Here is an 18,841-nt window from a genome sequence, read left to right as displayed (position 1 = left end):
GGGAGGGCTGTGTTCAGAACTTCACGTCGAGCGTGATGTCGGTAAAGGTAGGTTCGTCGACCTGGTCCATCAGACTGCGGTCTTCGGTCTTCTGCTTGGGGGCGGCGCGGTTCTGCAGGCGCCACATCAGGTTGGTGGGCGAGTCGGCCTGGGCCAGGCCTTCCTCGCGCGTCACGCGCTCTTCGGTGATGAGGCGGGCAATGTCTTCCTCGAAGGTCTGGGAGCCTTCGGCCATCGACTGCTCCATGGCTTCCTTGACGGCGGAGAAATCGCCCTTTTCGATCAACTCGGCCACCAGGGCCGTGTTGAGCATGACCTCGAGCGCCGGCACGCGGCCGCCCGACGGCGTGCGCAGCAGCCGCTGCGACACGATGGCGCGCAGGGCCGAGCCCAGGTCGCCCAGCAGCGTGGGGCGCACCTCGACCGGGAAGAAGCTCAGGATGCGGTTGAGCGCGCGGTAGCTGTTGTTGGCATGCAGCGTGGCCACGCACAGGTGGCCCGACTGCGCATAGGCGATGGCCGCGGTCATGGTGTCGCGGTCGCGGATTTCGCCGATCTGGATCACGTCGGGCGCCTGGCGCAGCGCGTTCTTGAGCGCGACCTGCAGCGATTCGGTGTCGCTGCCTACGTCGCGCTGGTTCACCAGCGACTTCTTGTTGGTGTAGGTGAACTCGATGGGTTCTTCCACCGTGAGGATGTGGCCCGTGGCGTGCTCGTTGCGGTAGTCGAGCATCGAGGCCAGGGTGGTGGTCTTGCCCGCGCCGGTTGCGCCCACCATCAGGATCAGGCCGCGCTTCTCCATGATCAGCGTCTTGAGGATGTCGGGCAGGTTCAGGTCGGCGAAGCTGGGAATGGTCGAGGCGATGTGCCGCACCACCACCGCATAGCTGCCGCGCTGGCGCATGGCGCTGATGCGGTAGTTGCCGGCGCCCTCGAGCATCACGGCCATGTTGAGTTCGCCCTTGTTCTCCAGTTCCTGGATGCGGGCTTCGGGCACCACTTCGGCCAGCAGCGCGAGCGGCGCGGCGGCCGGCAGCACCTGGGCATTGATCGGCACGCAGGTGCCGTTGATGCGGATCAGCACCGGGGAGTGCGCCGAGAGGTAGATGTCGGAGGCCTTGCGCTCGGCCATCAGACGAAGGATTCGCTCCATCATGTTCATCGGTCTCTCTCCTCGGGTGCTGTTGTTTTCTAAGGGGAAGGAAGCAGGGCCAATCAGTCGCGCAGCAGGTCGTTCAGCGACGTGGTCGAACGCGTCTTGGCGTCGACCTTCTTCATGATGATGGCTGCGTACGTGTTGTACTTGCCGCCGGGCTTGGGCAGGCTGCCGGCGACGACGACCGAGCCTGCGGGCACGCGGCCATAGATGATCGTATCGGTGGTGCGGTCATAGATCGGCGTGCTCTGGCCGATGAACACGCCCATCGACAGCACCGAGTTTTCTTCGATCACCACGCCCTCGACCACTTCGGAGCGCGCGCCGATGAAGCAGTTGTCTTCGATGATGGTGGGGCCGGCCTGCAGCGGCTCGAGCACGCCGCCGATGCCGACGCCGCCCGACAGGTGCACGTTGGCACCGATCTGCGCGCACGAACCCACGGTGGCCCAGGTGTCGACCATGGTGCCTTCGCCCACGTAGGCGCCGATGTTCACGTACGAAGGCATCAGGATGGCACCCTTGGCGATATAGCTGCCGCGGCGGGCCACGGCCGGCGGCACGATGCGAACGCCCGATTCCTTCAGTTCTCCGGCCGACAGGTGCGAGAACTTGGTGGGCACCTTGTCGTAGAAGCCGAGCGAGCCGGCCTGCATCTGCTCGTTGTCCTTCAGGCGGAACGACAGCAGCACGGCCTTCTTGATCCACTGGTGCACGGTCCACTGGCCGACACTTTCGCGCGTGGCCACGCGCAGCTTGCCGTTGTTGAGCTCGGAAATCACGTGCTCGACGGCATCGCGCACTTCGGCGGAAGCGGCGGAGGGCGAGATGTTGGCGCGGTCTTCCCACGCGGCGTCGATGATTTGTTGCAGTTGCTGGGTCATGGAGAAAGTCTCGGGTAAAAAATGGGAGCCAGGAAAGCAGCGTTCAGCCCCGGCCTTGAGGGCTGGATTGCACGAAGCGGACGATGCGCTCGGCGGCTTCCACGCATTCGGCCGTTTCGGCCACCAGGGCCATGCGGATGCGGCCCCGGCCGGGGTTGGCGCTGTGAGCCGTGTCGCGCGCCAGATAGCTCCCCGGCAGAACCGTTACATTGTATTGAGCGTAGAGCGCGCGGGCGAAGGCTTCGTCGTCGCCAGCCCACACTTCGGGAATGCCGGCCCAGAGATAGAAGCTGGCGTCGGGCAAGCGCACGTCGAGCACGGGTTCGAGCAGCGGCGTGACGGCCGCGAACTTGGCACGGTACTGGGCGCGGTTGTCCACCACATGGGACTCGTCGCCCCAGGCCGCGATGCTGGCCGCGGCCACGGCGCCGCTCATGGCGCTGCCGTGATAGGTGCGATAGAGCAGGAACTTCTTGATGATGGCCGCGTCGCCTGCCACGAAGCCGCTGCGCAGGCCGGGCACGTTGCTGCGCTTGGACAGCGAGGTCAGCGCAATCAGGTTCCGGAAGTCGGGCCGCCCGAGCTTCACCGAGGCTTCGAGTCCGCTGAGCGGAGGCTCGTCGCGGAAATAGATTTCGCTGTAGCACTCGTCGGCGGCAATCACGAAGCCGTGGCGGTCCGACAGATCGAAGAGCCTTTTCCATTCGTCCAGCGACATCACCGCACCCGTCGGGTTTCCCGGCGAGCAGACGAACACCAACTGCGTGCGGGCCCAGACGGCCTCGGGCACGCTGTCCCAGGCTACCGCGAAATTGCGCGCGGGCACGCTGGCCACGTAGTACGGCATGGCGCCCGAGAGCAGGGCCGCGCCCTCGTAGATCTGATAGAACGGATTGGGCGACATCACCACCGGCTGCGGCGAGGCGGTGGGGTCGACCACGGTCTGCGCCAGCGAGAACAGGGCTTCCCGCGAACCATTGACAGGCAGCACCTGCGTGGCCGGGTCGAGGGCGAGGCTGTAGCGGGTTTTCAGCCAGTCAGTGAAGGCGGTGCGCAGGCTCAGGTCCCCGGCGGTCGCGGGGTAGGCGGCCAGCGCGCCGAGGTTGGCGCTCAGGGCGTCCTTGATGAAGCCTGGCGTGGCGTGCTTGGGCTCGCCGATGCCCAGGCTGATGGCCGGGAACTCGGGGTTGGGCGTGACGCCCGCGAACAGTTGCTTCAGCCGTTCGAAGGGATAGGGTTGCAACCGGGAAAGCAGGGGATTCATGCCCGGGATTATCGGCGACGGGGTGTCGGCATCACGACACCAGGGCCTCGATCGCGCAGTCGATCAACGCCCGCAGCCGCGCAAGCCGTCGCAGGTCGCGGTGGTAGCCGAGCCAGACGTCGCGCCCGGGCGGTGCTTCGCCGAGGTCGATGCGTTGCAGGCCCGGGGTCTGGTCGCCCAGCGCCGCGGGCAGCACGGCCAGGCCCGTGCCGGCAGCGCAGAGCCGGGCCTGCACCTCGCGGTTATTGCTGGCAAAGGCCACGCGGGCATTGGGCAGCACGCGGCGCAGCCAGACGGCGTCGGGGAAGTCGCTGTACGCGGTGTCGAGCGTGACCAGCGCGCTGCCCGTGCCGTCGCCGGGCTTCGGCGCTTCCTGCCCCGTCGCCCCGAACACGGCGTAGTCCATGTGCATCAGCTTGCGCTGGAGGATGTAGGGCTCGTCGAAAGGCTGAATGCGGAACACGAGGTCGGCTTCACGCCGCGCGAGATTCAGCAGGCGGGCGTCGGTCAGCAACTCGACGCTGACGCCGGGGTGTTGGCGGATGAACCCCGCCAGCATCGGCGAGAGCACATACACGCCGAACCAGTCCGAGGACGACACGCGCAGCGCGCCTTCCAGCCGCTGCTCGCGGCCTTCGAGTTCGCGCTGGAAGGCGAGCGCCTGTTCTTCCATGCGCTCGGCATGGCCGAGCACCGATTCGCCTTCGGCCGTCAGCACGAATCCGTCGCTGGTGCGCTGGAACAGCGTGAGCGACAGGCTCGCTTCGAGCGCCTTCAGCCGGCGGCCCATGGTCGGCTGCGACAGGCCGATCTGCCGCGCGGCGGCCATCAACGTGCCGGTCCGGGCGATGGCCAGGAAGACCTTGATATCGCTCCACTCCAGGGGAATGTCATTCATTTATGAATGATAAGCCTGCAATTCTGTCAATTTACTTGCAATTGTGTTGACCCAACAATCGATTCATCCCTTCAGCCAACACAAGGAATGATTCGATGGCAAGCACTTCTTCTTCAACCATGCGGGCCGCCGTGCTCGACGCCGCCGGCCAGCCCTTTCGCGTCGCCGAACTCCCGCGCCCTGCAGCAGGCCCGGGCCAGGTGCTGGTCCGCATCCACGCCAGCGGCGTGAATCCGCTCGACACCAAGATCCGCGCCGGGCAGGCCGCGCATGCGCAGCAACCGTTGCCGTCGGTGCTCGGCATGGACCTGGCCGGCGTGGTCGAGGCGGTCGGTCCGGGCGTGACGAAATTCAGGTGCGGCGACGAGGTCTACGGCATGGCTGGCGGCATTGGCGGCTTGCAAGGCACGCTGGCCGAGTACGCGGCCGTCGATGCCGGCCTGATCGCGCTCAAGCCGCACAACCTCGGAATGCGCGAGGCGGCGGGAATCCCGCTGGTGTTCATCACGGCCTGCGAAGGGCTTGTGGACCGCGCGAAGACGCAGGCCGGGCAGACAGTGCTGGTGCACGGCGGTGCAGGCGGCGTCGGCCACATGGCGGTGCAGCTGGCGCACTCGCTGGGGGCGACGGTGTTCGCGACCGGCACGCCGGAGCAGGCCGAGACCATCCGGCAATTCGGTGCGACCCCGATCGACTTCACGACGACGTCGGTGGACGACTACGTCGCGCAACACACGGCGGGCGAGGGCTTCGATGTGGTCTACGACACGGTGGGCGGCGCGGTGCTCGATGCTTCGTTCGCCGCCGCCCGCCGCTATGGCGGCCATGTCGTCAGCTGCCTCGGCTGGGGCACTCACAAGCTGGCGCCGCTGTCGTTCCGCGCAGCGACCTATTCGGGCGTGTTCACGCTGCTGCCGATGATCACGGGTCGGGGCCGCGCGCACCACGGCGAGATCCTGGAAGCGGCGACCCGGCTGGTCGAAGCGGGTCGGCTCGTGCCGCTGATGGATGCGCGCCGCTTCACGCTGAACGAGGCGGCATCCGCCCACGAGGCGGTCGAATCGGGCAAGGCCCGGGGCCGCATCGTGGTCGATATCGAGGCGGACTGAGCAGCATCAGACGGCGCCGCCGGCGCTGCGCCGATAGAAGGCGAGCGAGCCCGCAGCGCCAGCAGCATGCCGCCACAGGCGCGATCGATCCAGCGCGTGGCCGATACCGTCAGCACCCGGATCGCACGGGCGCCGACGAAGGCGTAGCCCAGCATCACCAGCGTGTCCAGGCCCGCGAAGATCAAGGCAATGATCAGGTACTGCGGCGCCTGCGCAGCCGCCGGATCGATGAACTGCGGCAAGAGTGCCGAGCAGAAGATGTAGCCCTTGGGGTTGGTCACCGCCACCAGGAAGGACTTCAGGAAGATGCGCCGGCTTTCGCCCGCCGTGACCGAGGCGGCGGCGTCCGCGTTCGGCAACTTGAAGCCGCCCTTGGAGCGCAGCATGCGCAGCCCGAGCCAGGCCAGGTAGACGGCGCCGACCCACTTCAGCATCGAGAACCAGAACTCCGACGCCGCGAGCAGCGCACCGAGCCCGAGCGCCACGGCGCCGACCAGCACGAAGTCGGACAGCACCGCGCCGAGCATGCCCGGCAACGCCCGGCGCACGCCGTGGCGGGAGCCGTTGCTGAGCGCCAGCAGCACCGTGGGGCCGGGCGTGGCGATGGCGGTGAAGGCGACCAGGGCGAACAGCAAGGCGGTGGCGAGCGTCATGAAAGCAGCTTCCTTTCGAGGTTCAGATTTTCTTGACCAGCACCTGGCTCTTGCGGTCCCAGTTGTACTTGCGCTTGCGGGCTTCGGGCAGCCAGTCGGGGTTGACCTGCTGGAAGCCGCGCTTGAGGAACCAGTGCATGGTGCGCGTGGTGAGCACGAAGATGCTTTCCAGGCCCATGGCCTTGGCGCGGTGCTCGATGCGCTTGAGGATGCGTTCGCCGTCGCCCTGCGACTGCGACTGGGGCGAGACGGTCAGCGCGGCCATCTCGGCGGTCTTTGCCTCGGGGTAGGGGTAGAGCGCCGCGCAGCCGAAGATCACGCCGTCGTGCTCGATGACCGTGTAGTGGCCCACGTCGCGCTCGATCTCGGTGCGGTCGCGCTTGACCAGCGTTCCGTCCCGCTCGAAGGGCTCGATCAGCTGCAGGATGCCGCCGATGTCGTCCACCGAGGCTTCGCGCAGGCTCTCGAGCTTCTCGTCGATCACCATGGTGCCGACGCCATCATGCACATACACCTCGAGCAGCAGCGAGCCGTCCAACGCGAACGGCAGGATGTGGTTGCGCTCCACGCCGCCCTTGCAGGCCTTCACGCAGTGCTGCAGGTAGAAGGCGGTGTCGGTGGGCTTTTGCGGCGGCGGCAGCGACGCCAGCAGCTTCTCGGCCGCGGCAAGCGGCAGCTCGGTGTCGATGGGGTTGTCTTCGCTCTCCGGCAATTCGCTGTCGATGCGGATGCCCGGGATTTCGGTCAGGAAGATCAGCTTGTCGGCCTGGATGGAGATGGCCACGCTGGTGGCCACTTCTTCCATCGTCAGGTTGAAGGCCTCGCCGGTGGGCGAGAAGCCGAAGGGCGACATCAGCACCATGGCGCCGAAGTCGAGCGTGCGGCGGATGCCCACGGCGTCGACCTTGCGCACCAGGCCCGAATGCTTGAAGTCCACGCCGTCGACCACGCCCACCGGGCGCGCGGTGATGAAGTTGCCCGAGATCACGCGAACCGTCGATCCGGCCATCGGCGTGTTCGGCAAGCCCTGGCTGAAGGCCGCCTCGATTTCGTAGCGCAGTTGGCCGGCGGCTTCCTGCGCCGAATCGAGCGCCACCTCGTCGGTGATGCGGATGCCGTGCGAATAGCGCGCCTCGTGCCCCTTGGCCGCGAGTTGCTCGTTGACCTGCGGGCGGAAGCCGTGCACCAGCACGATCTTGACGCCCATGCTCTGGATCAGCGCCAGGTCCTGCGCAATGTTCTGTAGCTTGCCCGCCGCGATCGCCTCGCCTGCCAGCGCGACCACGAAGGTCTTGCCGCGGTGCGTGTGGATGTAGGGCGCGACCGAGCGGAACCAGGGCACGAAGGTGAAGTTGAAAACGGTGGACATGGAGCGTGATTGTGCATTCTCGAAGGGCGGTTCGCGCGGGTCAGGCCATCGCGCGCAGCAGCCGGGCTGCGCGGGTGGCCGCACCGGGGCCGGCGTCGGGCTCGGCCGGTGCCGGGCCGTCCACCCTGCGGGCCTTGAAAGTGGCCAGCAGCGCGGCATAGGCGTCGGTCGAATCGCCTGCGTCGCCGGGCAGGTCGAGCATTTCGGCCAGCTGCGCCGGCGCCACCGAACCTTCGTGCACCAGGGCGTCCACCACGGCCATGAAGGCCGGCGTGTGCGCCTCGAGCAGCGCCAGCGCGCGCGCATGCTCCTGCGCCAGCAGCGCCTCGATTTCGGGGTTGGTGGCTTCCAGATCGGTGTTGAGGTTGTCCTCGGCATCGTTGGCCACGTCGGTGCGGCTCAGCCGCGTGCCGAAGGCGAAATGGCGCACGTACTGCGCTGCGTAGGCGGTGGCTTGGCGGAAATCCTGCGAGGCACCCGAGGTGCAGGCCTGCGGGCCGAACACCAGTTGCTCGGCCGCGCGGCCCGCCAGGCTCACGCAGATGCGGTCGCGCAGGTTCTGCCGGGACCACGCCTTGCGCTGCTCGTAGCTGTTGTAGCCGCCTTCGAAGGACGCGACGTTGATCTTGATCTCCTGCGGCGCGCGGCCGAAGAGCAGGCCGTAGGCCACGCCGTGGCCCGCCTCGTGCACCGCGAGCAGGGCGCGAAAGTCCTCGTTCGAGCGCTTCTTGAGCTGGTTGAGTTCGAGCGACACCGTGAAGCGGCGGTGCGCCTTGCGGTAGCGTGCCACGATGCAGGACTTGTCCGCAGCCGTTTCCAGCGACAGCCGCACCGGCTCGCCGCCGCCCGCGCCTTGCTCCAGCGCCCAGAGCGCGGCGTTGACCAGTGTCGCGCTCAGGATCGCATGGATCGACGAGAACAGCGGGCGCGTGCCCTGCGCCGGAAAGACGGCGTTGGCGTAGATCTGCTCGTACACGCTCAACTCGAGCACGAAGCGCACGCCCGAAGTCTGGTGGATGTCTTCGACGTAGCGGTCGCTGATCGACAGGATCAGCTGCACATAAGTGGCCCGGCTGAACGAGGGATAGATGACGTGGTTGTTGCCCAGCCGCGCAATCTGCTCGGGCTTGAAGCGCTCGGCCAGCGCCTTCTTCACGTCGATCAGCGAGAGCTTCCTGGTCAGCGCATGGAAGATGTCGGCGTCGGTGTCGCAATCTTCCACGCGGCGCGCGGTCTCGGCATACATCTCGTCGAGGTTGCCCGAGACGAACACCAGCAGCTTGCTGTAGTCGGTTTCCCAACTTTGCTGCGAGTCGCGAAAGGCGCGCAGCCGCGCATGCACCTCGGCGGGCTTCCAGGCCATGATCTGCAGCAGCGTGTCGGGCAGCTTGAGGCAGCGCTTGACCTCCTGCGCTTCCCAGGGCGCGAGATGCAGCTTTCGCTTCTTCGCCTTCTTCTTGTCGGCCGGGCCGTCGCGGTCCTGCTCGTACTCGGCCTGGGCGAGCGAGGACTCGATCTCGCCGAGCATCGACAGCGCCGGCGGCAGCCGGCCGTCGGAGAGCAGCGCCCACACGTCCTGGTAGCGCTCGACCTTGGCATCGTGGCCGTTGCCGTCGAGCGTGCGAAAGCGCTGGAACTCGTCGAGCACCAGGATGCCCGGCGTGCCTTCGTCGATGCCCGATTCGGCCAGCATGGCCGAAATCGAACCTCGGCTGCCGTAGCCCGAGCCGTGGCTGAAGCCGTCCATCTGCACCTCGATGAAGCGGTCGTAGAAACCCAGGTGCTGCGCGAGCCTGCGCACCAGCTGCGTCTTGCCGGTGCCCGTGAGGCCCCAGAGGCACACGATGACCGGACGGCCGATGAGTTGCGGCAGCACGTACCAGGCGCGCAGCGAATCGATCACGCGGTCGATGATGTCGTCGATGCCGAAGAGCTCGGTCTTGAGCGCCTGGGCCACCGCCTGCAGGTGGCGCGTCCGCTCGGACAGCGCTGCATGCAGGTCTGAATGAATGTCGTTGGACATGGAATTCTTGAAAATGAAAACGGAAATGAAGAAGCCGCCGCTCCCTCGCGACGAGGAGGCGGCAAGTGCAGACGCTGCGGGAGGTCGGTTGCTGCGCTTCGGTCCTGGAAGCGAGCAGGCGTCCGGTGCAATGGACGCGCGGGCTTCTTCTTCAGGCCGGACGCGGCAGCTCGACCCCGCCATGCACCGGGGCATGGCTTGCGCGGCGGCTGCGCAAATTGGGGGGTACGAGGAAGGAGGTCATGGCCGCCATCCTAGCGGCGGGACCTACCGGAGTAAAGACTATTTACTTCGCGTGTGGCGCAATGGCCGCGCACTGTGGGAGGCGTGCAACAGTGGCGGCGCGCGTCGATAATCGACGGTTTGCCTGCCGCGCCTTCCCGAATAGCTTTCCCCTTGACGACCACGACACCTTCCGCCCCCTTGCGCATCGACTTTCCCGAATCGCTTCCCGTCTCCGGCCGGCGCGATGAAATCATGGCCGCCATCGCGGCGCACCAGGTGGTGATCGTCTGCGGCGAAACGGGCTCGGGCAAGACCACCCAGTTGCCGAAGATCGCGCTGGCGCTCGGCCGCGGCAAGCTCAATGCGCCGCCGGGCAAGGGCCGGCTCATCGGCCACACGCAGCCGCGGCGCATTGCCGCCAGCTCGGTGGCCAAGCGCATCGCCGAAGAGCTGAAGACGCCGCTGGGCGACGTGGTCGGCTTCAAGGTGCGCTTCCAGGACCGGCTGAGCCGCGACGCGTCGGTCAAGCTCATGACCGACGGCATCCTGCTGGCCGAGACGCAGACCGACCCGCTGCTCAAGGCCTACGACACGCTGATCATCGACGAGGCGCACGAGCGCTCGCTGAACATCGACTTCCTGCTCGGCTACCTGCGCGAGATTCTTCCGCGCCGGCCCGACCTGAAGGTGATCGTGACCTCGGCCACCATCGACGCCGAACGCTTCGCGCAGCACTTCGCCTCGGCGAAAGGCCCCGCGCCCACGATCATGGTGTCGGGTCGCACCTTTCCGGTCGAGCAGCGCTACCGGCCCTTCGAGGAGTCGCGCGACCGCGACCTGAACGACGCCATTGCCGATGGCGTCGACGAGCTCTGGCGCGATCCGCACAACGCCGGCGACATCCTTGTCTTCCTGCCCGGCGAGCGCGAAATCCGCGAGGCGGCCGACCATCTGCGCCGCCACCTGAGCCATCAGCCGCTGTTCCGCAACGCCGAGGTGCTGCCGCTGTTCGCGCGGCTGTCGGGCCCCGAGCAGGACCGCATCTTCGACAGCCATTCGGGCCGGCGCATCGTGCTGGCCACCAACGTGGCGGAAACCTCGCTCACCGTGCCGGGCATCCGCTACGTGATCGACACCGGCACCGCGCGCGTGAAGCGCTACAGCTTCCGCAGCAAGGTCGAGCAGCTGCTGGTCGAGCCGATCAGCCAGGCCGCGGCCAACCAGCGCGCCGGCCGCTGCGGCCGCGTGGCCAACGGCATCTGCATCCGCCTCTACGACGAGAAGGATTTCGGCGGCCGGCCGCGCTTCACCGATCCCGAGATCCTGCGCTCGTCCCTGGCGGGCGTGATCCTGCGCATGAAGTCGCTGCGCCTGGGCGACGTGGCGCGCTTTCCGTTTCTCGAGGCGCCTTCGCCGCGCGCGATTGCCGACGGCTACCAGTTGCTCAACGAGCTGGGCGCGGTCGACGACGCGAACGAACTCACGGCCACGGGCGCCGAGCTCGCCAGGCTGCCGCTCGATCCGCGCGTGGGCCGGATGATCCTGGAGGCCCGCACGCGCGGCGCGCTCGAAGAGGTGCTGATCATTGCGTCGGCGCTCAGCGTGCAGGACGTGCGCGACCGGCCGATGGAGGCGCAGCAGCAGGCCGACCAGGCGCACTCGAAGTTCGACGACGAGAAGAGCGAGTTCAGCGGCTACCTGCGGCTGTGGAAATGGATTGCGGACGCGCGCGGCGGCCATGGCGACACTCACAAGCTCAGCAATCGCCAGTACGAGCAGCTGCTGCGCCAGAACTTCATCAACATCCGCCGTGTGCGCGAATGGCGCGACATCCATTCGCAGCTGCTCACGGTCGTCACGGAGCACAAGTGGCGCATCAATGCGGATCCAGCCGGCTACGAGCCGCTGCATCTTTCGATGCTCGCGGGCCTGCTCGGCAACGTCGGCTGGAAGCTGGAAGACGACGAGGCGTACCTGGGGGCGCGCGGCATCAAGTTCTACAAGCATCCGGGCGCGCACCTGAAGAAGAAGCCCGGTCGCTGGATCGTCGCGGCCGAGCTGGTCGAGACCACGCGCCTCTTCGGCCGCGGCATTGCCAACATCGAACCGCAGTGGCTCGAGCAAGTGGCCGGCCACCTGCTGAAGAAGCAGCTGCTCGATCCGCATTGGGAGAAGAAGGGCGCGCAAGTGTCGGCGCTGGAGCGTGCAACGCTCTACGGCCTCGTGGTGTACAGCGGGCGCCGGGTCGATTTCACCAAGGTCGATCCGGTCGCGGCGCGCGAGATCTTCATCCGCGAAGCGCTGGTCGGTGGGCAATGGGAGAGCAAGTTCCCGTTCCTCGCGGCCAATCGCAAGCTGGTGCGCGAGGTCGAGGGGCTGGAGCACAAGTCGCGCCGGCAGGACGTGCTGGTCGACGATGAGCTGATCTTCGCCTTCTACGACGCGCAGTTGCCCGCCGACGTGGCAAGCGGCATCAGCTTCGAGAACTGGTATCGCCATGCCTCCAGGGAGCAGCCGCGCCTGCTCTTCCTGACGCGCGAGGAGCTGATGCGCCACCAGGCGGCGGGCATCACCACGCAGTCCTTTCCGCCCACGCTGCGGCTTGGCGGTGTCGATTGCGCGGCCAACTACCTGCACGAACCGGGCGACGCGAAGGACGGCCTCACGGCCAGCGTGCCGCTCTTCGTGCTCAACCAGGTGAGTGAAGAGCGCTGCGAATGGCTGGTGACGGGCATGCTCAAGGACAAGATCCAGGCGTTGCTCAAGAGCCTGCCGCAGCGGCCGCGCTCGCGGCTGGTGCCGCTGCCCGAGTCTGTGGCGAAGCTCACGGAAGAGCTCTCGGCGCCCGAGGTTTTCGGCCACGGCTCGCTGACCGACGTGCTGCTCAAGCGCGTGCGCGACGCAACGAGCATCGACGTCAAACGCGCGGACTTCAAGCTCGACATGCTGCCGCCGCACCTGTTCATGAATCTGCGCATCGTGGACGAGCACGGGCGCCAGCTTGGCATGGGACGCAACCTGGGCGCGCTCAAGGCGGAGCTGGGAGCACAGGCACGCGGTGCTTTCCAGGCCTTGGCAGGCCTCAACGTCAAGGCTTCTGCGGACCGCAAGCCGGTCGACGCTGCCGAGGGACGCGCCCAGGCGAAGGGCAATGCCGCCGCGCCTGCCCCCGCTGCGCCCAGCCTGCCCGCCGGCCAGCGCTACACGGGCTGGAGCTTCGGCGAGCTGCCCGAGCTGATGGAAGTGCGCCGCGGATCGCAGTCGCTGATCGGATTTCCGGCACTGCGTGACGAAGGCGATGCCGTCACCATCGAGGTGTTCGACGAACCGGCCGTGGCCGCCGCCAAGCACCGCGCAGGCCTGCGCCGCCTGTTCGCGCTGCAGCTGAAGGACGCGCTCAAGTATCTGGAGAAGAACATCCCCGACCTGCAGAAGATGGCCGTGGCTTACATGCCGCTGGGTACCTCCGAGGAACTGCGCACGCAGATCATCGACGTGGCGATCGACAGGGCCTTTCTGCAGGAGCCGCTGCCGACCGACGAGTTCGCGTTCAAGCGCCGCCTGGAAGAGGGGCGGGGCCGGCTCACGCTGATCGCCAACGAGGTGGCGCGGCTGGCCTCGACCATCCTGGCCGAGTACGCGGCCGCCGCGCGCAAGATCAAGGACACCAGGATCCAGCCCGAAGCCGTGCAGGACGCCGCGCAGCAGTTGCAGCGCCTGGTCGGCAAGCGTTTCATTGCCGACGCGCCGTGGACGCAGCTGCAGCATTTCGCGCGCTATCTCAAGGCCATCGTGCTGCGGCTCGACAAGCTGCGCAGCGACCCTGCGCGCGACACTGCCAAGCTGGTCGAACTGCGGCCTCAGGAGCAGCGCTATTGGCGGCTGGTGGCCGAGCGCAAGGGTGTGGTGGACGAGCGCATGCTCGAATTCCGCTGGCTGCTCGAGGAGCTTCGCGTGAGCTTCTTCGCGCAGGAGCTGCGCACGCCGCAGCCGGTCAGCGTCAAGCGGCTGGACAAGGCCTGGGCCCAGCTGCAGGCCTGATCGGCGAGTGACAAAAAAAAGAAGCCCGCTTCTCGCGGGCTTCCTTCATTCAGGTGCACGACCCATGGGGCAGCGTCATAAGCGGCCCATGAGCACCAGGATGACGATGATCAGCAGGACCAGGCCCAGCCCGCCGCTGGGCCAGTAGCCCCAGCTCCGGCTGTAGCCCCAGCTCGGCAGCGCTCCGATCAGAAGCAATATCAGGACGATCAGCAGAATGAACGAGAGGGACATGCGTTTCTCCTGGGCCTTGTTGTTACGAGATTCATGTTCGATGCCAGGAGACCCGCGGCACGCCGGATAGCCGCTTCTTCGGCGGTCAGGGCTTTCCTACCGGTGTCGTCGGCATTCAAGCCGTGCGAACCGATCAGAGCCGTGCAAGCCGATCCAGCGCTGCAATCAGCGTCTCGTCCTTCTTGGCAAAGCAGAAGCGGACCACGCGCTGGTCGAAGCCGTTGCCGTAGAACGCCGACAGTGGAATCGCCGCCACGCCGATCTCGCGTGTCAGCCAGAGGCAGAACTCGGCTTCGGACAGCTCGCTCACCGCCGAGATGTCGACGCACTGGAAATAGCTGCCCTCGCTGCGCAGCAGCTTGAAGCGGGTCTTCTCGGCCAGGCCGGCCGCGAACAGGTCGCGCTTGCGCTGGTAGAAGGCGGGCAGTTCGAGGTAAGGCTTTGGCTCGGCCATGTACTGCGCGAGCGCATGCTGCATCGGCGTGTTGACGGTGAACACGTTGAACTGGTGCACCTTGCGGAATTCGGCCATCAGCGGCGCGGGCGCTGCCACGTAGCCGACTTTCCAGCCGGTGACGTGGTAGGTCTTGCCGAAGCTGCTCACGATGAAGCTGCGCGCCGCCAGGCCCGGGAAGCGCGCCACGCTTTCATGCTGCGCGCCGTCGTAGACCATGTGCTCGTAGACCTCGTCGGCAATCACGAGGACGTCGGTCGGGGCCAGCAGTTCCTCGAGCTTGCGCATCTCGGCGGCGGTCCAGACCGTGGCGCTCGGGTTGTGCGGCGTGTTCACGATGATCGCCCGCGTGCGCGGAGTGAGCGCCGCGGCGACCTTGTCGAAGTCGGGGCGGAAGGTGCCCGGCACGAGCGGCACGCGCACCACGCTGCCGCCGGCCAGTTCGATGTTGGGCACGTAGCTGTCGTAGCAGGGCTCGAGGACGATCACCTCGTCGCCTGCACGCACCACGGCGAGGATGGAGGTGATGATGGCCTGCGTCGCACCGGCAGTGACGGTGATTTCGTCGGCGGCGCTGTAGTCGTGGCCATAGAGCGCCGAGATCTTGCCGGCAATCGCTTCGCGCAGCGCCGGGATGCCGGGCATCGGCGGGTATTGGTTGTGGCCCGCCGCCATGGCGGCCGTGACGTCTTCGAGTAGTTTCGGATCGCAGTTGAAATCGGGGAAGCCCTGGCCGAGATTCACTGCGTTCTTCTCCGCTGCGAGCGCGGACATCACGGTGAAGATGGTGGTGCCCACGGCGGGCAGCTTGGTGGCGATCTCCGGGGTGCGGGGGGAGGAAGGAAGGGCGCTCATGGTCGTGCTCGGAATCGGAATCGGAATCGGAATCGGGGTCTGGATCAAAGTTCGTAGTCTTGCTGATGCCCGCTCAGGGCTTTCGCGATCAGGTTGCGGTCGAGCCGGTCGGACAGCAGCTCGGCAAACTTGAAGACGAAGTTGCGCAGGTAGGCGCTGCGCTTGAATGCCACGCGCGCGATGTTCTGGCCGAAGACATGCCCCATCGGGCGCACCACGAGGTCGGCGTTCGATTCGTCGCGAACCGCCATCTCGGCCACGATGCCCACGCCAAGGCCCAGGCGCACGTAGGTCTTGATCACGTCGGAGTCGATGGCCTCGAGCGCGATGCGCGGCGTGAGCTTTTTCTGTGCAAAGGCGTGGTCGATGCGCGTGCGGCCGGTGAACGACGGGTGGTAGGTGATGATGGGTTCGTGCGCCAGGTCTTCGAGCGAGATGCGCTCCTTGGCCGCCAGGGGATGGTCCTTGGGCAGCACCAGCACGTGCTGCCATTCGTAGCAGGGCAGGGTCACGAGCTCGGCGTAGTCCGCGAGCGACTCGGTGGCAATGCCCACCTCGGCGATCTCGTCGATCACCATGCGTGCCACCTGGTCGGGCGAACCCTGGTGCAGGCTCACGTTGACCTTCGGATAGGCCTCGCGCAGCTTGGCCACGGGCACCGGCAGCACGTAGCGCGCCTGGGTGTGGGTGGTCGCGATCGAGAGGGTTCCGCTGTCCTGCGCGCTGAACTGCTCGCCGATGCGCTTGAGGTTGCCGACTTCGCGCATGATCAATTCGATGCTGGCGATGACGTGCTGCCCCGGCTCGGTGACCCGCTTCAGGCGCTTGCCATGGCGGGCGAAGATCTCGACACCGAGTTCTTCCTCGAGTTCGATGATGGCCTTGGACACGCCCGGCTGCGAGGTGTGAAGCGCCTTCGCCGCCTCCGTCAGATTCAGGTTGCGCCGCACGGCCTCCTGAACAAACTTGAATTGGTGCAGATTCATATCAAATTCCGTCTTATTGCGGAATTCATTATGCCTTCGGAGTCTATGGAAATTGCCGGAACTTCAAGATTTGCTTGCAATTCTGGCCAGCAGATCGATCAGCTCGGGCTCTTCCCCGACGATGCCGGCCAATTGGAAGTCGACCTGCGGCCAGGCCTGGCGCAGCGCTTCCACCTGCAGGGGCAGGTCTTCGCGGGCATGCTTGCCCATGCCCAGGAAGAGCGGAACCACCCGAAGGGCCTTGGCGCCGCTGGCAATCAGGGCCGCCGCGGCGGTGCGCAGGTCGGGCGCCGCAAGCTCCATGTAGGCGCAGACCACGCGGGCTTGCGGGTCGAGCGCCGTGACACGGGCGGCCACGGCCTCGATGGGCTCGCGCCAGCGCTCGTCGCGCGAACCATGGGCCAGCAGGACGATGCCTCTCGCGTTCCCCGTTGCCATCTGCGCTACCTTCGCAGCACCAGCCAGCTGAACGCGGCAAGCGACATCACCGAATAGATGAGCCCTGGCGCCGCCGCCGTCAGCCATGGCGACCAGTTGCTCAGGTTGCCGAGGTAGCCGAACACGTTGTTCAGCAGGAAGAAGCTGATGCCGATCATCACGCCGCCGAACACGTAGGTGGTGATGCCGGCCTGGCGGAAGTGCAGGTAGGCGAAGGGCAGGGCGAGCACCACCATCACCAGGCAGGAAAGCGGGTAGAAGACCTTGCGCCAGAACTGAATCTCGTAGCGCTGGGCGGTCTGGCCGTTGGCCTCGAGATGCCGAATGTAGTCGAACAGGTCGAGGGTGCCCATGCGGTCGGGCCGCAGAAGCGCCACCGACACCATTTCGCTCGTCAGCGTGGTCGGCCAGTCGAGCTGCGGCACCTTGGTGGTCACGATGCGGGCCTTGTCCGCAGAGCTGCGCGTCTCGTAGTCTTGCAGTTCGACGTCCGACAGTTGCCAGTGGCCGTCGAAGATGCGCGCCGAGGACGCGACGAGCTGCTTGCGCACATAGCCGTTGGCGTCGAACTCGAAGATGCGCGCATTCTTGAGCGAACCGTCGCGGGCGATGGACAGCACGTTGACGGCATAGGACACGTTCTCGCGCTTTTCCTTGAGCCAGGCGCCCGTGTTGCCGACCAGCGAGTAGGAGCCCTGGTAGCGGGACTTGAGCAGCTGGCCGGTGCGCTCGGACGCCGGTGCAATATAGTCGCCAATGGCAAAGGTGAGAAAGACGAAGCCGACGCCCAGCAGCAGCAGGGTGCGCAGGGCGCGCCACGGCCCCAGGCCGCTGGTGCGAAGAATGGTGTATTCCGAGCTTTGCGCGAGGCGCGCCATCACGAAGATGCAGCCGATCAGCACCGTGATCGGGAGCAGTTCGTAGAGGTGGCTCGGAATCAGCAAGGTCACGTAGATCAGTGCCTGCGCGGGGCCGTAGGCAAGGCTTTCCGGCTTGCCGATCGACTGCAGTTCGTCGACGAAGTCGAAAAAGAAGAACAGGCTCAGGAAGCCGAGGGTCACGAAAGCCACGGCTTTCAGTGCCTCGACATAGATCAGGCGTCGGATTGTTTTCACGAGGTCGGGTCGATTTTCGTGGGCTGATGCGACGGCAGGCCGCCGGCGATGACGTGCTCGGTCCTGCGCCGCCGGCCCCAGTTGTTGTTGCGCAAGACCAGCCATGCCACGCCGATCAGCAGCACGCCGCCGTGCAGCAGCAGCATGAACGAGCCCATGCCGAAGCGCCCGGAACTGATCCAGCTCTGGCCGAGGTTGAGCATGTTGTAGTAGACGACGAACGCGAACAGCGCGAACAGCAGGTTGCCGCTTCGTCCCACGCGCGGATTGACGCTCGACACCGTCAGCGCCAGCAGCACGAAATTGATGGCCGCCAGCAGCATACCGATGCGCCAGGCCAGTTCGCCGCGGCTGGCGTCGCCGGGTTCGCGCAGGAGCTGAAGCGTGGGCTTGGCGCGCGCCGGCGTGGTGTCCCCGGAGAGGGCGGCATTGCCGCCGGCCCGGGTGCCATAGGTCTCGAACTCGCTGATCTTGAGCCCCGCGGTGGGCAGCAGCGGCCGCTCCAGCCGCTGCCCGTTGCTCAGCATCAGGTAGCGGTTGTTGCCGACATCCTCGATACGCCCGCTGCGTGCCGACGTGGTGATCTGCAGGCCGCGCTCGACCGCCCAGATGAACACATTGGTGGCCGTGGCCCCGTCCGGCGTGTCCTTGTCGATGAAAAAGACCCGCATGCGCCCGGACGACTCGCGGAACTCGCCCGGTGTGACGCGCTCGATGTCGCTGCGCCTTTCATATTGCGTGCGCATGCCGATGGTCTGGGAGTTGGCCCAGGGCCAGCCCAGCAGCGCCATGACCGCGATGAGCGCCAGCACCGGCCAGGCAAAGCGGAACAGCGGCTCGAGGAAATCGGCCAGGCCCCGCCCGCTGGAAAACCAGATCACCATCTCGCTGTCGCGGTACATGCGCGACAAGGTGCCGACAATGGCGATGAACAGGCTCAGGCTCAGGATGGTCGGCATGTAGCCGAGCACCGTGTACGTCATCACGAGGAACACTTCGGACGGGTTCACGCTGCCCTTGGAGGCGAGCCCGAGCGTGCGGATGAGCATCATGGTCATCACGATGGTGACCAGGACCACGAGGGTTGCTCCGAAGCTGCGCGACAGCTCCTTGCGTAGGGAAGAATGGAATAACATC

General features: G+C 66.5%; 14 protein-coding genes and 1 pseudogene. 2 read left to right on the top strand and 13 right to left on the bottom strand.

All coding sequences use genetic code 11. The annotated features are described in order from the left end of the window. Nucleotides 1–13 precede the first annotated feature (13 nt). From VAPA_RS13990 to VAPA_RS13975, 4 genes are read right to left on the bottom strand one after another with little or no spacing between them, the layout of a single operon-like run. Nucleotides 14–1,162: a PilT/PilU family type 4a pilus ATPase gene (locus tag VAPA_RS13990; protein ID WP_021007432.1), complete on the bottom strand. Its 1,149-nt coding sequence runs from the start codon at nt 1,160–1,162 to the stop codon at nt 14–16. A gap of 53 nt (nt 1,163–1,215) precedes the next feature. Beyond that, nucleotides 1,216–2,040: a 2,3,4,5-tetrahydropyridine-2,6-dicarboxylate N-succinyltransferase gene (dapD, locus tag VAPA_RS13985; RefSeq protein WP_021007431.1), complete on the bottom strand. Its 825-nt coding sequence runs from the start codon at nt 2,038–2,040 to the stop codon at nt 1,216–1,218. A 43-nt stretch (nt 2,041–2,083) separates the two neighbouring features. Beyond that, nucleotides 2,084–3,304, bottom strand: coding sequence for a succinyldiaminopimelate transaminase (gene dapC / locus VAPA_RS13980; protein ID WP_021007430.1), 1,221 nt, complete (start codon nt 3,302–3,304; stop codon nt 2,084–2,086). A 31-nt stretch (nt 3,305–3,335) separates the two neighbouring features. Then, nucleotides 3,336–4,202 carry a LysR family transcriptional regulator gene (locus VAPA_RS13975; protein WP_021007429.1) on the bottom strand — a complete coding sequence of 289 codons (867 nt, stop codon included), beginning with the start codon at nt 4,200–4,202 and terminating at the stop codon, nt 3,336–3,338. 95 nt (nt 4,203–4,297) lie between these two features. Here VAPA_RS13975 and VAPA_RS13970 point away from each other — a divergent pair, with 95 nt between their 5' ends. After that, a complete protein-coding gene (locus VAPA_RS13970; protein ID WP_041946114.1) occupies nt 4,298–5,311 on the top strand; it encodes a zinc-dependent alcohol dehydrogenase family protein in 1,014 nt (337 codons plus the stop codon). Nucleotides 5,312–5,317: 6 nt separating this feature from the next. Here VAPA_RS13970 and VAPA_RS33905 read toward each other — a convergent pair. The 3 genes and pseudogenes from VAPA_RS33905 to VAPA_RS13960 form a co-directional block, all read right to left on the bottom strand. After that, nucleotides 5,318–5,964, bottom strand: a pseudogene (locus tag VAPA_RS33905) (LysE family translocator). A 22-nt stretch (nt 5,965–5,986) separates the two neighbouring features. Further along, on the bottom strand, nt 5,987–7,333 hold the full coding sequence (gene argA / locus VAPA_RS13965) for an amino-acid N-acetyltransferase (protein WP_021007426.1): 1,347 nt from the start codon (nt 7,331–7,333) through the stop codon (nt 5,987–5,989). A gap of 40 nt (nt 7,334–7,373) precedes the next feature. Beyond that, entirely contained in the window at nt 7,374–9,356 is a 1,983-nt protein-coding gene (locus VAPA_RS13960) for an AAA family ATPase (protein WP_021007425.1), read from the bottom strand. 477 nt (nt 9,357–9,833) lie between these two features. Between VAPA_RS13960 and hrpA the strand changes: the two genes are divergently transcribed. Beyond that, complete coding sequence (gene hrpA, locus VAPA_RS13955; RefSeq protein ID WP_230559023.1) at nt 9,834–13,622, top strand: ATP-dependent RNA helicase HrpA; 3,789 nt, start codon at nt 9,834–9,836, stop codon at nt 13,620–13,622. 75 nt (nt 13,623–13,697) lie between these two features. Here the strand turns inward: hrpA and VAPA_RS33900 are convergent, their stop codons facing one another. The 6 genes from VAPA_RS33900 to lptF form a co-directional block, all read right to left on the bottom strand. Next, nucleotides 13,698–13,856 carry a DUF3309 family protein gene (locus VAPA_RS33900; RefSeq protein ID WP_021007423.1) on the bottom strand — a complete coding sequence of 53 codons (159 nt, stop codon included), beginning with the start codon at nt 13,854–13,856 and terminating at the stop codon, nt 13,698–13,700. Nucleotides 13,857–13,989: 133 nt separating this feature from the next. Beyond that, complete coding sequence (locus VAPA_RS13950; RefSeq protein WP_021007422.1) at nt 13,990–15,165, bottom strand: pyridoxal phosphate-dependent aminotransferase; 1,176 nt, start codon at nt 15,163–15,165, stop codon at nt 13,990–13,992. 44 nt (nt 15,166–15,209) lie between these two features. Beyond that, a complete protein-coding gene (locus tag VAPA_RS13945) occupies nt 15,210–16,151 on the bottom strand; it encodes a CysB family HTH-type transcriptional regulator (protein ID WP_021007421.1) in 942 nt (313 codons plus the stop codon). A gap of 63 nt (nt 16,152–16,214) precedes the next feature. Next, nucleotides 16,215–16,589 carry a sirohydrochlorin chelatase gene (locus tag VAPA_RS13940; protein ID WP_021007420.1) on the bottom strand — a complete coding sequence of 125 codons (375 nt, stop codon included), beginning with the start codon at nt 16,587–16,589 and terminating at the stop codon, nt 16,215–16,217. A gap of 5 nt (nt 16,590–16,594) precedes the next feature. Then, nucleotides 16,595–17,704 carry an LPS export ABC transporter permease LptG gene (lptG, locus tag VAPA_RS13935; protein WP_021007419.1) on the bottom strand — a complete coding sequence of 370 codons (1,110 nt, stop codon included), beginning with the start codon at nt 17,702–17,704 and terminating at the stop codon, nt 16,595–16,597. Then, nucleotides 17,701–18,840 (bottom strand): LPS export ABC transporter permease LptF, encoded by a 1,140-nt coding sequence (gene lptF, locus VAPA_RS13930; protein WP_021007418.1) that lies wholly within the window; start codon nt 18,838–18,840, stop codon nt 17,701–17,703. Before lptF ends, lptG begins: the two co-directional genes overlap by 4 nt. Nucleotide 18,841 lies beyond the last annotated feature (1 nt).

It is taken from the genome of Variovorax paradoxus B4 (genome assembly GCF_000463015.1).
Taxonomy (GTDB): Bacteria; Pseudomonadota; Gammaproteobacteria; order Burkholderiales; family Burkholderiaceae_C; genus Variovorax; species Variovorax paradoxus_E.
The sequence above is the reverse complement of the archived record's forward strand: the minus strand, read 5'-3'. Positions and strand labels throughout refer to the sequence as shown.

Bases quoted from the DNA above. Each gene is read 5' to 3' on its own strand.
- VAPA_RS13990 (WP_021007432.1), bottom strand. From the start codon at position 1,162: ATGAACATGATGGAGCGAATCCTTCGTCTGATGGCCGAGCGCAAGGCC.
- dapD (WP_021007431.1), bottom strand. From the start codon at position 2,040: ATGACCCAGCAACTGCAACAAATCATCGACGCCGCGTGGGAAGACCGC.
- dapC (WP_021007430.1), bottom strand. From the start codon at position 3,304: ATGAATCCCCTGCTTTCCCGGTTGCAACCCTATCCCTTCGAACGGCTG.
- VAPA_RS13975 (WP_021007429.1), bottom strand. From the start codon at position 4,202: ATGAATGACATTCCCCTGGAGTGGAGCGATATCAAGGTCTTCCTGGCC.
- VAPA_RS13970 (WP_041946114.1), top strand. From the start codon at position 4,298: ATGGCAAGCACTTCTTCTTCAACCATGCGGGCCGCCGTGCTCGACGCC.
- argA (WP_021007426.1), bottom strand. From the start codon at position 7,333: ATGTCCACCGTTTTCAACTTCACCTTCGTGCCCTGGTTCCGCTCGGTC.
- VAPA_RS13960 (WP_021007425.1), bottom strand. From the start codon at position 9,356: ATGTCCAACGACATTCATTCAGACCTGCATGCAGCGCTGTCCGAGCGG.
- hrpA (WP_230559023.1), top strand. From the start codon at position 9,834: ATGGCCGCCATCGCGGCGCACCAGGTGGTGATCGTCTGCGGCGAAACG.
- VAPA_RS33900 (WP_021007423.1), bottom strand. From the start codon at position 13,856: ATGTCCCTCTCGTTCATTCTGCTGATCGTCCTGATATTGCTTCTGATC.
- VAPA_RS13950 (WP_021007422.1), bottom strand. From the start codon at position 15,165: ATGAGCGCCCTTCCTTCCTCCCCCCGCACCCCGGAGATCGCCACCAAG.
- VAPA_RS13945 (WP_021007421.1), bottom strand. From the start codon at position 16,151: ATGAATCTGCACCAATTCAAGTTTGTTCAGGAGGCCGTGCGGCGCAAC.
- VAPA_RS13940 (WP_021007420.1), bottom strand. From the start codon at position 16,589: ATGGCAACGGGGAACGCGAGAGGCATCGTCCTGCTGGCCCATGGTTCG.
- lptF (WP_021007418.1), bottom strand. From the start codon at position 18,840: ATGTTATTCCATTCTTCCCTACGCAAGGAGCTGTCGCGCAGCTTCGGA.